Annotated in this window: 11 protein-coding genes and 2 pseudogenes; 3 read left to right on the forward strand and 10 right to left on the reverse strand. The window is 71.8% G+C overall.

The window, feature by feature from the left end; genetic code table 11:
• Positions 1-31 precede the first annotated feature (31 nt).
• The 7 genes and pseudogenes from OHO27_RS30795 to OHO27_RS30825 all read right to left on the reverse strand — a co-directional run bounded on the left by OHO27_RS30795 (position 32) and on the right by OHO27_RS30825 (position 6,527).
• A complete protein-coding gene (locus OHO27_RS30795) occupies positions 32-685 on the reverse strand; it encodes a response regulator transcription factor (protein ID WP_328428228.1) in 654 nt (217 codons plus the stop codon).
• Positions 670-1,944, reverse strand: a complete 1,275-nt coding sequence (locus tag OHO27_RS30800; RefSeq protein WP_328428229.1) for a sensor histidine kinase — start codon at positions 1,942-1,944, stop codon at positions 670-672. Before OHO27_RS30800 ends, OHO27_RS30795 begins: the two co-directional genes overlap by 16 nt.
• A gap of 51 nt (positions 1,945-1,995) precedes the next feature.
• Positions 1,996-3,021 carry an SDR family oxidoreductase gene (locus OHO27_RS30805; protein ID WP_328428230.1) on the reverse strand — a complete coding sequence of 342 codons (1,026 nt, stop codon included), beginning with the start codon at positions 3,019-3,021 and terminating at the stop codon, positions 1,996-1,998.
• 81 nt (positions 3,022-3,102) lie between these two features.
• A pseudogene (locus tag OHO27_RS30810) lies at positions 3,103-3,647 on the reverse strand (winged helix-turn-helix domain-containing protein).
• 326 nt (positions 3,648-3,973) lie between these two features.
• Positions 3,974-5,002: a glutamine synthetase gene (glnII, locus tag OHO27_RS30815; protein ID WP_328428231.1), complete on the reverse strand. Its 1,029-nt coding sequence runs from the start codon at positions 5,000-5,002 to the stop codon at positions 3,974-3,976.
• Between the two features lie 274 nt (positions 5,003-5,276).
• Positions 5,277-6,005, reverse strand: a complete 729-nt coding sequence (locus OHO27_RS30820) for a hypothetical protein (protein WP_328428232.1) — start codon at positions 6,003-6,005, stop codon at positions 5,277-5,279.
• Positions 6,006-6,161: 156 nt separating this feature from the next.
• Complete coding sequence (locus tag OHO27_RS30825; RefSeq protein WP_328428233.1) at positions 6,162-6,527, reverse strand: arsenate reductase family protein; 366 nt, start codon at positions 6,525-6,527, stop codon at positions 6,162-6,164.
• A gap of 220 nt (positions 6,528-6,747) precedes the next feature.
• Here OHO27_RS30825 and OHO27_RS30830 point away from each other — a divergent pair, with 220 nt between their 5' ends.
• Complete coding sequence (locus OHO27_RS30830) at positions 6,748-7,056, forward strand: hypothetical protein (protein WP_328428234.1); 309 nt, start codon at positions 6,748-6,750, stop codon at positions 7,054-7,056.
• Between the two features lie 87 nt (positions 7,057-7,143).
• On the opposite strand, the gene OHO27_RS30835 is transcribed toward OHO27_RS30830, so the two are convergent.
• On the reverse strand, positions 7,144-8,334 hold the full coding sequence (locus OHO27_RS30835) for a winged helix DNA-binding domain-containing protein (protein WP_328428235.1): 1,191 nt from the start codon (positions 8,332-8,334) through the stop codon (positions 7,144-7,146).
• 360 nt (positions 8,335-8,694) lie between these two features.
• On the opposite strand from OHO27_RS30835, the gene OHO27_RS30840 reads away from it, so the two are divergent.
• The gene (locus OHO27_RS30840) at positions 8,695-10,044 is read left to right on the forward strand and encodes a DUF2252 domain-containing protein (protein ID WP_328428236.1); all 1,350 of its coding nucleotides are present in this window, start codon (positions 8,695-8,697) and stop codon (positions 10,042-10,044) included.
• Positions 10,045-10,075: 31 nt separating this feature from the next.
• Here OHO27_RS30840 and OHO27_RS30845 read toward each other — a convergent pair.
• Positions 10,076-11,427 (reverse strand): annotated as a pseudogene (locus tag OHO27_RS30845) (alpha/beta fold hydrolase).
• Positions 11,428-11,685: 258 nt separating this feature from the next.
• Here OHO27_RS30845 and OHO27_RS30850 point away from each other — a divergent pair.
• Positions 11,686-11,982, forward strand: coding sequence for a hypothetical protein (locus OHO27_RS30850; RefSeq protein WP_328428237.1), 297 nt, complete (start codon positions 11,686-11,688; stop codon positions 11,980-11,982).
• Between the two features lie 56 nt (positions 11,983-12,038).
• Here the strand turns inward: OHO27_RS30850 and pspAB are convergent, their stop codons facing one another.
• Entirely contained in the window at positions 12,039-12,686 is a 648-nt protein-coding gene (gene pspAB, locus OHO27_RS30855; RefSeq protein WP_328428238.1) for a PspA-associated protein PspAB, read from the reverse strand.
• Between the last annotated feature and the right edge of the window lies 1 nt (position 12,687).

Raw genomic sequence — 12,687 nt, forward strand, 5'->3', positions numbered from 1 at the left:
CCGCACGGCGGGTGAATCAACGGGTCCGTTTTCACCGGCCGTGGTCGAGATAGGCGAGAACCGCCAGCACGCGACGGTTGTCGTCGTCCGACACCTCCAGGCCCAGTTTGGCGAAGATATTGGCGGTGTGCTTGGCGATCGCCCGTTCCGTGACGACCAGCCGCTCGGCGATCGCCGCGTTCGTCCGCCCCTGAGCCATCAGCTCCAGCACCTCCGTCTCGCGGGGCGTGAGCCGTGCCAGCGGCTGGTCGTCGGCCGCACGCCGGGACAGCAGCTGCTGGATCACCTGCGGGTCCATCGCCGTGCCGCCCGCCGCGACGCGCCGTACGGCGTCCACGAACTGGCCCGCGTCGAAGACCCGGTCCTTCAGCAGATACCCCACCCCGCCGCTGCCGTCGGCGAGCAACTCCCGCGCGTACAGCTGCTCCACGTGCTGCGAGAGAACCAGCACCGGCAGACCTGGCTTCCTCCGACGGGCCTCCAGCGCGCACTGCAGCCCCTCGTCGGTGTGCGTCGGCGGCAGGCGTACGTCGACGACGGCGACGTCCGGCGCCAGCTCGGCCAGCGCGCGGGCCAGCTCGGGGCCCGTCTCCACGGCTGCCGCGATCTCGAAGTCGTAGGCCTCAAGAAGCCGGACCAGGCCGTCGCGCAGCAGGAACAGGTCTTCGGCTAGGACAACGCGCAAGGGATCTCCATGGTGACCATGGTGGGACCGCCCGCGGGGCTGCTGACGGCCAGGACGCCGTCGAATGTACCCAGTCGCCGCTCGATTCCGGCGAGCCCCGAACCGGCTCCGGTCACCGCGCCGCCCTTGCCGTTGTCGGTGACGGTGACGCGCATCCTTCCCTGCGTGTGGTGCAGGTCGATCCAGATCCGGTCGGCGTCCGCGTGCTTGACGGCGTTGGTGAGCAGCTCGCTGACCGCGAAGTACGCCGCCGACTCCACGGGTGCCTCAGCCCGCCCGGGCAGCTCCACGTTCACCTCGGTGGCGACCGGCAGCCGCAGCGCCAACGCCCTTACGGCGTCGCCCAGTCCGCGCTCGGCGAGCACGGGCGGGTGGATGCCGCGCACGAGGTCGCGCAGCTCGCCGAGCGCGTCGGCGGAGGACCGGCGCGCCTGCGCGACGAGCTGCTTGGCCTGCTCCGGGTCCTTGTCGACCAGCATCTCGATGGTCCCGAGATCCATACCCATCGCCACCAGCCGCGCCTGCGCCCCGTCGTGCAGGTCCCGCTCGATACGGCGCAGCTCGGCGGCGGAGGTGTCGACGGCGTCGCGCCGGGTCTCCGTCAACACCCGTACGCGCTCGGCCAGTTCACCCTGACCGGCGCCCAGCACGGCGCGGGTCAGCCGGAAGTGGACCTGGAGCAGGCGCGACGTGTAGAAGTGCGCGACGAAGAGCAGGCCGAGGCCGAGGGCGGCGGCGCCGAGCGCGGACGCCTGCCCGGTGACCGGTACAAAGCCGTACCAGTACCCGTCGGGCAGGACCCGCCACAGCCCCGCCGCGATCGCGAACCCCTCCAGCGGATAGAAGAGCAGCACGGCCGGCAGCAGCGCGGTGATGAACCCCGCCGTCATGTCGACCGGCAGCCACCTCAGGTCCCGCCAGGTCGCCGGGTCGCCCAGCATCCCGAAGGTGCGGGCCCACGGGTTGGCGTCCTTCGGCAGCGGCCGGTACGCCGGGGGAATCCGCACCCCGCCCCACTCGGCCGCCAGAACCCGCCGCCAGTCGGCGAACGTCCGTACCCCCGCCAGCACCCAGGGTGTCGTGACGATGCCGACGCCGATGGGGATGAGCGCGATGGACACGAGGGAGAGGACGAAGCACAGAACGGCGCCCGGCAGCGAGACCAGGGCCAGCGCCAGCCCCCGCAAGGCCGCGAGTCCCATGCCCCGCGCCCGTGTCCGCTGGTCGCCGCCGGTGCCGCTCTTCGTGTCGTAGGTCATGGCGTCAGTCTCACGGAACCGGGGGCGCGGGTCACTGGGCCGGGGCCCCGGTCAGGGGGTGGTGCCAGATACACCTCCGTCGGCCGCGAGGACCTTGGCCTCCACGTCCGGGTCGAGCCCCTTCGCCGTACGGTCCGTCCGCCGGGGTGCCGTGCCGCCGATGTCCTGGAGCCAGGCCCAGGTGTCGGCGACGGTCTCCTCGACCGGCCGGCACCGCAGTCCCGTCGCGACCGCCCGGGACACGTCGGCGGCGTGCAGCGCGTCGTGCATGTCGGTGCCCGGCGGCACCCACACCGGCAACTGCGTCCACGGCTCGATGCCCGCGTCGAGGATCACCTCGGGCTCGGTCCACCGCAGCTCCGCCGTACCGCCGACGGCAGCCGCGCACGCGTCGAGGAACGTGCCCATGGTGGCGTGCCCCTGCGGGCTCATCAGGTTGTACGGCCCGCTCAGCTCCTGCTCCGCCGCCCCAAGGATCCAGTCCGCGAGATCACGGACGTCGGCATACTGCAGCGGCAGGTCCCGCGGCCCCGGCGCCAGTACGGGCCCGCCACGGACGATCCGGGTCAGCCACCACGGCAGCCTGCCGACGTTCTCGTACGGGCCGAGGAGCAGCCCCGCCCGCACGAGCACCGAACGGTCCGCCCCGAACTCCTCGACGACGGCCAGCTCCCCGCCCCGCTTGTCCCGCGGGTAGTCGGTGTGCTCGGCACCGGCGTCGGCGCCCTCGACCAGCGGCGCGTCCTCGCCGTAGCCCGCGGGCGGGGCCCACTCGTACACCGAGCAGCTCGACACGTACACATACCGCCCGGCGCGGCCCCGCAGCAGCCGCGCCGTGTCCCGCACGGCACGCGGCGCGGCCGACCAGGTGTCGACGACGACGTCCCAGTCGCCCTCCGCCTCGGCGAGGGCGGCGAGCCCGCCGGGCGCGGTGCGGTCACCGTGCAGCGACCGCACCCCGGCCGGCGGCTCGTGCCGCCCCCGGTGGAAGACGGTCACGTCCCAGCCGCGCCCCAGGGCCGACTCCACGACGGCCCGCCCCGCGAACTCCGTACCACCCAGCATCAGAAGCCTCATACGGCCGACTCTGCACGGTACGGGCGCGGGACGGAACAGGCCTCTGCCGTCAGCAGAAGATCAGGGAGGCGGCCCGACGGCTCAGCGGCCGACCGGCGGGGTGTACTTGTACCCCACCCGCCGCACCGTGCGGATGGTGTCCCGGTGCTGGGCGCCCAGCTTGCGGCGCAGCCGGGCGATGTGGACGTCGACGGTACGGCCGTCGCCGACGTGCCCGTAACCCCACACCGTGGTGACCAGCTGGTCGCGGGTGTGCACGCGGTGGGGGTTGGCCACCAGATGGGCGAGCAGCTCGAACTCCAAGTAGGTGAGGTCGAGTTCCCGCCCGTCGACCGCGGCCGTACGCCGTACGGCGTCGACACGGACGAGCGGGTCCCCGCCGGTGTCACGGACCGGCGCGACCGGCGGCTGCTGGTCGGCCGGGACGAGCACCAGGTAGCCGATCATCGGCGGCCGGCCCGGAAGCGTGGGCAGGGTGTGCGGGGAGCGGGCAGCCAGGTGGCGCCCGGCGGCAGCAGGTCCGCGACGTCGATCACCTCGTCCCGGTCCACGGCACGCAGATGATGCCGGGAACCGTTCGGGGAGGTGAGCGTGGCGGCGGTGGACAGAGAACGAGTGGTTGCCATGAGAGGTCAGCTCTTTCGCGCGAGAGGTCCGTTGGGAAGACGTACGTCGTTTCGCGCTGGCCGAAGGCCGGAAGGTTACGGCTTTACAGGGCCCGCGCGTTCACCGCGCGGCAACACACCCGGTCGAAGTCGTGGTGCTGACGGGACGGCCAGAAGGGCTCGAGGTCATGGCGACCTGTCGCGGAGTACTTCTGGAAGCTGGCCATGGCCCCATTGAAGCAGACACTCGCCCGCGACGGGACCCTCGTCTCATCGGACGCGAAGGGGCGCCCACCGTCGCTTGAGTTCTAGTGGTGGGCGCCCCTTCGGGAACTACTGGGCACGGATCAGACCTGGCCGGCCTTCTCCAGCGCGGAGCAGCAGGTGTCGACGAGCAGACGGGTCACGACGTACGGGTCGACGTTGGCGTTGGGACGCCGGTCCTCGATGTAGCCCTTGCCGTCCTTCTCGACCTGCCACGGGATACGAACCGACGCACCACGGTTCGACACACCGTAGGAGTACTCGTTCCACGGGGCGGTCTCGTGCAGACCGGTCAGGCGGTCGTCGATGCCGGCGCCGTAGTGCTTGACGTGGTCGAGCGGCTTGGAGCCCTCACCGAGCGACTCGCACGCGGTGATGATCGCGTCGTAGCCCTCGCGCATCGCCTTGGTGGAGAAGTTGGTGTGCGCACCGGCACCGTTCCAGTCGCCCTTCACCGGCTTCGGGTCCAGCGTCGCGGCGACACCGAAGTCCTCGGCGGTGCGGTAGAGCAGCCAGCGGGCCACCCACAGCTGGTCCGACACCACGAGCGGGGCCAGCGGGCCGACCTGGAACTCCCACTGGCCGGGCATGACCTCGGCGTTGATGCCGGAGATGCCCAGGCCCGCGGCGAGGCAGTTCTCCAGGTGCGCCTCGACGACGTCACGCCCGAAGATCTCGTCGGCGCCGACACCGCAGTAGTAGCCGCCCTGCGGCGCCGGGAAGCCACCCTTGGGGAAGCCGAGCGGGTAGCCGTCCTGGAAGAACGTGTACTCCTGCTCGATACCGAAGATCGGCTCCTGGCCGGCGAACTGCTCGGCGACCTCGACGAGCGCGGCACGCGTGTTGCTGACGTGCGGCGTCATGTCGATGTTCAGGACCTCGCACAGGACCAGGATGTCGTCACCGCCGCGGATCGGGTCCGGGCAGGTGAAGACCGGCTTGAGTACGCAGTCCGAGGCGTGACCCTCGGCCTGGTTCGTGGAGGACCCGTCGAAGCCCCAGATCGGCAGCTCGGCACCCTTGGCGTCGTCCGCCAGAATCTTGGTCTTCGAACGGAGCTTGGCCGTCGGCTCGGTGCCGTCGATCCAGATGTACTCAGCCTTGAAGGTCACGGGCCACATCCTTCGGGGGTGGGTCTAGGCGCATTGCGGGCGCTGCGGCGCTGCGGCACTGGGGCGCCGCGCTACCGGAGCCTGTCAACAGGCGATTTCCCGGTCATTGCTCGAATGTGAACCCCGTGTTACCTGGTGTTGGTGTGGCCCGCTTCACGATGTGAGCGCCCGAAGCGCCCGAATGTCCCCGCAGGCACACGCACGTGGGCCCTGCCGCGCGTGGCCGCGAGCAGCAGGACCCTCCCCCCATCACGTGCGCGGTGCTAGCGGAACCTCACCCCACCTTCTCGATCAGCGCCCGGCGGATGAGGAACTTGCCGGGCTCACGCACCTGCTCGAAGGCCGCGTTGTTGAGCAGCGCACAGCTGCCGGAGACCGAGGTGACCTCCACCGTCGTGGACTTGTTGTTGTCCAGGTTGGTGACCTTCAGCTTCGTACCGGCCGGGAACTGGCTGCTGGACGCGGCCGGCGCCCCGCCCTCGCCGGAGAGCGTGACGGTCGAGCCGTTGCAGACCTGCTGCCCCGAGGCCGCGGCACCGCCGCCGTCCCCCGCGTCGCCGGCCTCCCCGGCACCCGCATTCCCGGCACCCGCATCCCCGGCACCCGCGTTCCCGGCATCCCCAGCACCTGCGTCACCGGCACCCTCCGCGGGAGCGCTCGGCGCCGGCTGCGAAGCCTGGGAGTCCTGAGCCGACTCCCCAACCCCACACCCGGATGCCTCCTGCTGGACCTTGATCTGCGCGATGACCGCCTCACGGTTGGCGATCCGCGCCTCGGACTGCGCGTCCGGATCGGCCCGTTGCCCCTCGATGAACCGCTCGTTGTTGCCGAGCGCGGTGGCGAGCCCCTGACAGACCGTCGACTCCGCGGCGGACTTGACGGTCGGCGTCTGCGAGGCGTTCGAGGTGCTCGCCATGACGAAGGCACCGCCTCCCGCCACGGTCGCCGCACTCACCAGCAGCGCGAGCTTCTTCTTCGTACTGAGAGTTCTCCTACGCGACATGCGCGCCTCCTGAAGAGCTAGGGGAGCGTACGTCGCTATGTACGAGATGCCGAACGAAGTTACTCAGTGGTCACGGGAGTTGGCCCAAGTAACCTACGTCACACCCCGCCCGAGAACCCGTCAACTAACCCGTCGACTAACCCGTCAGCTCACCCGTCAGCCCTCCCGGGACAGAGCGTCCCGCACGGCGTCATCGGTGCGCGCGACAACGGCCGTACCGTCCTGCGCGGTGATGATCGGCCGCTGGATCAGCTTCGGGTGCTCGGCCAGAGCCCTGACCCACCGGTCCCGGGAGCCGGCGTCCCGCGCCCACTCCTTGACCCCGAGCTCCTTGGCGACGGCTTCCTGGGTGCGCGTGATGTCCCACGGCTCCAGTCCCAGCCGATCGAGCACCTCCCGGATCTCGTCCTCGCCGGGCACGTCCTCCAGGTAACGGCGGACGGTGTACTCGGCCCCCTCGGCGTCGAGCAACGTGAGGGCGCTACGGCACTTGGAACAGGCCGGATTGATCCAGATCTCCATGCCGCTCACCGTATCCCGAGCCATCCGTGTTCGAATTTTCCGGCGTCTCACGCACCCCTCCCGAACCCGGCGTGACACGACGCCAATTTCCCTGCTGAACAGGGGATTTCATGGATGTCCGGCACCCCCCGATTGTCAGTGCCAGGCAGTAAACTGAAGTCAGTGTTCGAGAGCGTCGCCAGGAACCCGACCGGCGCTCCACCGCGACAGGAGGATGCCTGTGCCCGCTGCCGCACTGAAGGCGAAGCCCACCCAGTCCACCGCCAAGCACCCGGTCCTGCTCGACCTGCCGTACGCGCCCCTGGAGAAGCGGCCGTTGCCGCCGGGCCGTCCGCGCGAGTGGTACGTCACCCACAACCGCCGCCTCAAGGCCCTGCGCCTGGCGATCGCCCTGCTCGACTCGGGCGTCCTCATGCCGAACCAGGCTCGCAACGAGAGGATCCGATCCACCGCGCAGACGATCGGCGTCCACCCGCCGTCGGACACGACGTGCCACATGGTGCGGGCGCTCATGAGGTACTCCAGGTAGACAGCGCAGCCGGGTGCCCTCAACGTCGAGGGCACCCGGAAAACGCGGAACAACCCGGAACAACCCGGAACAACCCGGAACAATCCCTTACGCGGACAACTCCCGCTCCAGTGGCGTCCGGAACCGAGGCGTCACCCGAGCCGGCCCCACCCACCCCCGCAGCGCCTCCGCCTCCATGGCGACCGCGGCCTCCACCGCCCGCCGCTCCGCACCCCCGAGATCCTCCAGCAACCGCCAGACGATCTCCCCGTCCCGGCGCTGGGCCCACCCGCCCACCACCCGTCCGTTCCACCACACCGTCGGCCCCACGTTGCCGCTCCGGTCGAACAGCGACGGCCACAGTTCCGGTGCCAGATACCACTGTCGCCCCTGCCACCCCATCGCCGTGGGGTCGAGCCCCGGCAGCAACGCCGCCCACGGCTCCGCCGGCCCCGCCACCGGACCGTCGTCGCCGTCGAGTACGTACCCCGTCCCCTCGTCCAGGGCCACGGCCCGCGCCCCGATCGCCGCGAGCGCCCGGCGTACCTCGGTGACCCGCCACCCCGTCCACCACTTCAGGTCGGCCTCCGTCGCCGGCCCGCACGCCGCCAGCCAGCGCCGGACCAGCTCCGCCTGTGCCCCGGCCACGTCCAGCTCGGGATGCTCGGGCGCCACCGCCCACCGGAACTGCGAGGACGTCCAGGAGCCCAGCGGCCGCCCCCGCACGACCTTCCCCTCGACGCCCAGCACCCGCAGCAGCCGCGTCGAAACGGTGTGCACGCCCTCGTAGCTCTTCCCTGCCCCGTACACGAACTGCTCGCGCAACCGCGGTTCGTCCCGGGCGAGTTCGGCCGCCGTCGCCTGCCCGCGCCGCGCCAGCGCGGCCAGCGCCGCCTCCTCGACCTCCGCGAGCCAGGCCGCGTCCGGCGCCCCCGCCGCAGCCATGTGCTTGACCAGCGTGGTCCGCTCCCGGGCGGCCACCGCGAGGCCGGTCGAGGCGTGCACGACGGCCGTCAGCCCGGTGGGGAACACGAACACGGTGTGCCGCATGCCGTGCATCCGGACCAGCGCCCGCTCCTCGTACAGCGCCCGCTCGGTCTCCGCGACGGTCTTCCCGGGCTCCGCCAGCCGTGCCCCCACGGCCAGGTACACGGTCGCCGGATCGGTGCCGTGCAGCGCGACCAGGGACTCGGCGACGTCCTCCGGCCGCCCGGCCCGAGCCGCCCCGGCCAGCCGATGCCGCACCCCCAGCCGCGCCCGCCGCTCCGCCACCCCGATGTGCCGCAGCCCGTCACCCATCCCGGCCTCCACCCGTCATGCCGTCACACAGCCAGTGACTGCATCTTCCCGGACCCCACTGACAACGGCCCTCGCGCCCAGCACGGCCCCGGGCACACCCGACCCCCGAGCGGCGCCCGCCCCGTCACCCGATTGCCGTACCCGGCATGCGCACACCCCCGGCCCCGTCTTCACTGCGATCAGGAGGGCGATGAACCGGGTGACCGAGTGATGAACCGGGTGATGGACGGGGGACGGACCGGGGGACGGACCGGGGTGGCGGACTTCACCCGAGCGGGCTGCGGCAGCGGGAGGTGCGATGGGCAGGCGTGGCATACGGCGGCCGGTGCACGGGACGGCCGTGGACAGAAACGCGTCCTCGTGACGACCCCCGTGACGCCCTCCGAGCGAGCCCTCCGCGGCAAGGCCGCCCGCAAGCACGTGTCCCGCTCCGCCCACGCCGCCTGGGTCCCCTCCGTCGACCGGCCCGACCCCGTCGCCGTACTGGAACGCCAGGGCCGCGACCGGCTGCCGGAGCTGCTGCCGATCAGGTACGGCCGGATGACGGCGTCCCCGTTCGCCTTCCTGCGCGGCGCCGCCGCCGTGATGGCGGCCGACCTCGCCGCCGCCCCGCACACCGGCCTCACCGTGCAGCTGTGCGGCGACGCCCACCTGCTCAACTTCGGCCTGTACGCCTCCCCGGAACGCTCCCTGCTGTTCGACCTGAACGACTTCGACGAGACGTTCTGCGGCCCGTTCGAATGGGACGTGAAACGGCTCGCCACCTCGGTCGCCGTGGCCGCCCGCGAGATCGGCCACCCGGACGCCAAGGCCGGCCGCGCGGCCCTGGAGGCCGTGACCGCGTACCGCACCACCATCCGGCGGCTGGCCCAGCTCGGCGAGCTCGCCGTCTGGCACACGCGCGTCGACACCCAGCAGCTCCTGCCCCTGGTCCGCTCCACCCGCGACCGCCGCCGCGTCGAGGCCAGCCTCGGCCGCGCACGCCGCCGCACCAGCATGCGGGGCTTCGACAGGCTGACCGAGATCGTCGACGGACGTCGGCGCATCATCCACGACCCGCCGCTCCTCGAACGCGCCGGCACCTCCGACATGGCCGCCCTGCGGAAGATCTTCAGCGACTACCGCTCGACCCTCTCCGAGGAGCGCCGCCTGCTCCTCGACCGCTACCGCTTCATGGACGCCGCCCGCAAGGTCGTCGGCGTCGGCAGTGTCGGACTGCGCTGCTTCATCGTGCTGCTCGCCGGACGGGACACCGAAGACCCGCTGTTCCTCCAGATCAAGGAGGCACGGCCGTCCGTACTGGAGGAACATCTGCCGAGCGGGCCCTACGTCCACCCCGGCCATCGCGTCGTCGCGGGCCAGCGTCTGATGCAGGCGGCCGGTGACGTCTTCCTCGGCTGGATGTCGGGACCGCAGGGCCGTGCCTTCTACTGGCGTCAGCTACGCGAGATGAAGGGCTCCACGGACGTCGCGGGCATGAGCCCGCAGGACCTCCTCGCCTACGCCCGCCTGTGCGGCACGACCCTCGCCCGCGCCCACGCCCGCTCCGGCGACCGCATCGCCATCGCCGGCTACCTCGGCGGCGCCGACACCTTCGACCGCGCGGTCACCGACTTCGCCCTGGCCTACGCGAACCAGACGGTCGGCGACCACACGGCCCTGGGCGCGGCCGTCGGCGCCGGGGTGGTCAGGGCGGCACCCGGGATCTGAGCACGCAAGCCGTACGGCCCTGGCGGCACGGTCAGCCGTACCACTCCAGCAACCCCTCCACGTACGCCGTCAGCCGCCAGCCCAGCACCTCGGGCGTCAGCTCGGTCCGCCCCAGCTCACGCCACGGCCGTCGAGGTCGGCGGGCCCCACGAGGTCTCCACCCAGTCGACGACCCCGCTGATGGGGCAGTCCTCACTCGTACCCCGGAAGAGCACGTTCCCCGGGTGGAAGTCCCGGTGCAGAAAGCACCCTTGGTACGCGGGAGGCTCCCGCCGGATCACCTCCACGGCCCGCTCCCACAGCCCGCCCGACGGCGTGCGCACCCGCTCCGCCGACGTCCACGTCTGGTACGGCCGCGGGCGCTCGTCCGGTACGACCTGGTGGATCGCGGCGAGTTGAGCCGCCAGCAGGTCCAGGCGGCGGTCCAGGTCCTCGTCGTCCACCCGCACCCGGCCCGGCAGGTGCGACATCAGCAGCGAGGGATGGTCGCAGTGCTCGGCGGTGGCGTCGACGGCGATCAACTCGGGTGCGCGAACGCCCTCCTGAGCGGCGAGCAGGGTCAGGACCGACGCCTCACGGGCCAGCAGCCCCGGTGCGTGCCTGCGGCACCTGCTTGGCCGGCCACGACCGGGTGGCCGTCCACCCCCGGTCGCCCAGGCCGGTCAGCACCGCCGTCACGAACTCCCGCCGGTCCCCGGCATGTTCCTGGAACCACAACCCCAGCATGTGCTCCGAACCCGGCACCTCGAACCGGGTGAACTGGGCGTGCGCGGCCAGCGCGTCCTGTACCGCCTCCGTCACCTCCGGCGGGATGATCGCGTCCGTCCCCGGCACCGCGAGCACCGCCCGGCCCTCGTACGCCCGCAGCACTTCGAGTGCGGGTGCCCCGCGCCAGCCGTCCGGCCTGCGGATGATCTCGCTGAACCGTCCGTCGCCCTCGCCGAACGGCACATCCCAGGCCTCCTCGGCGTACACGGCGGGCGCGCACAGTCCGATCGCCGCCACGCGCTTCCCGTAGTGCGCGACGAGATCCGTCACCGTCTGTCCGCTCATGCTGAACCCCACCAGGATCAGCGGACCGTCCGCCGGGACGCGCGCGTCGATCACGGAGACCGCCTGCTCGAAGCGCCGCCGCAGGCTCAAGTCGCGTAGCTCACCGCTGCTTTGGCCGTGCCCCGAGAAGTCGAGTGCGAGCCCGCGGCAGCCGCGGGACACGAACTCGGCGAGCAGCGGGAGCAGCCGTTCCTTGCTGCCGATGCCCGCGCCGTGCAGCAGGACGGCGGTGGCCGTCTCCGGGCCGTCGGCGGCACCGCCGTACACGCAGCTGAGCAGTTCACCGTCGTGGGTGTGTGTGAAGGAGGAGAGCTCGGTCATGCACCCCATTCATTCACAGCGGGCACCGGCCGAACTCGGGCCCCGGGAAAAGGAGATGCACGCCGAGTGACCGTCTCCCTACCCTGGACATGCGTAACGGAGCAGTTCACGCCGCTTTTCGCAGGGCGGGCGTCACCCTGCGGACTCGGGGCTACTCTCTACGCACCGACGGACGGTCGCCCTCCCCCAGCGCCCCGTCGGGCATCCATCGGTCACCGCTCGAGATCCACCAGATCCAGATCCAACCCACGCTCACGGAGGCCCGTGATGGGCACCATCGTCATCTCCGGGACCGTCGTCCTGGTGATCTTAGGATTCGACAACCACCTCTACTGGCTGGCCGCCGTCGCGGTGCTCTTCCTCTACCTGCAGTACGGCCGCAGCGCCTCCGCGCCGAGCGGCGGTGCCGGCGGTGGCGGGGGAGGGGCCCCGTCAGGCGGCTCCATGCCCGCGGACTACCGCGCGTACCGCAGCCGCCGTGACATGCAGGCCAAGTGGGAGCGCCGCTACCGCCGCGAGCGCCCGCTCGAGTCGCGCCGTCAGGAGCGCGAGAAGAGCAAGTGAGACCACCCGCGGTGGTAGGCCGCGGTGGCTCTGCCCGCAGTGCGAGGCGCCCCCGGTCACAGGCCGGGGGCGCCCCACAGCGGGAACCAGCGGTTCAGGTCCTGCTCGATCCGCAGATCGTTCGCGAGCGCCGCCCGCACCCGCAGCTCCAGCGGGTTGTCGCGGTGTTCCGTCGTATCGGGCAGGGGCGCGAAGGGGTAGAAGGTGCCGCGCTTGTAGAGGTAGACGAGCGCCAGCCGCCGCCTCGGCTCGCCCCTCTCCGCCTCGTCGCTCCCGTCCGACCGATCACCCGCATCCGGCTCCTCGCCCCCCGCGTACTCGAATCCCGCCAGCGAGCACAGCAGCTGCGGGCCGAAGCCGTTGACCTCCATCGCGCTGTTCACCGCGTGCAGGTCGTTGACCAGCTCCGGCAACTGCTCGGGACTGCGCCGGGAGACCAGCCACGAGTAGCCGTAGCCGTCCCGCGTCAGCTGCACAGGCCGGCCCTCGCGCTCGGCGTCCGCGTCGAGCAGCGCCTGTACCTCGCGGTGCGTCTGCTCGAAGACCGCGCCCTCGACCGTGGCGAAGCACACCGCGCCGCTCCCGGTGGGCCGGAACCCGGCCGCCGCCTCCAGCGTGATCGCCGCCGACGGCAGCCCGAAGAGCTGGTCGAGATCGGGCGCGACCGGTTTCGTGCGGCCCAGCAGAATGTCCAGCAGCCCCATG

It is taken from the genome of Streptomyces sp. NBC_00443 (genome assembly GCF_036014175.1).
GTDB lineage: Bacteria > Actinomycetota > Actinomycetes > Streptomycetales > Streptomycetaceae > Streptomyces.

Excerpts from the sequence above, each read along its gene's own strand:
- OHO27_RS30800 (WP_328428229.1), bottom strand. The coding sequence starts at position 1,944 with ATGACCTACGACACGAAGAGCGGCACCGGCGGCGACCAGCGGACACGG.
- OHO27_RS30805 (WP_328428230.1), bottom strand. The coding sequence starts at position 3,021 with ATGAGGCTTCTGATGCTGGGTGGTACGGAGTTCGCGGGGCGGGCCGTC.
- OHO27_RS30820 (WP_328428232.1), bottom strand. The coding sequence starts at position 6,005 with ATGTCGCGTAGGAGAACTCTCAGTACGAAGAAGAAGCTCGCGCTGCTG.
- OHO27_RS30825 (WP_328428233.1), bottom strand. The coding sequence starts at position 6,527 with ATGGAGATCTGGATCAATCCGGCCTGTTCCAAGTGCCGTAGCGCCCTC.
- OHO27_RS30835 (WP_328428235.1), bottom strand. The coding sequence starts at position 8,334 with ATGGGTGACGGGCTGCGGCACATCGGGGTGGCGGAGCGGCGGGCGCGG.
- OHO27_RS30850 (WP_328428237.1), top strand. The coding sequence starts at position 11,686 with ATGGGCACCATCGTCATCTCCGGGACCGTCGTCCTGGTGATCTTAGGA.
- pspAB (WP_328428238.1), bottom strand. The coding sequence starts at position 12,686 with ATGGGGCTGCTGGACATTCTGCTGGGCCGCACGAAACCGGTCGCGCCC.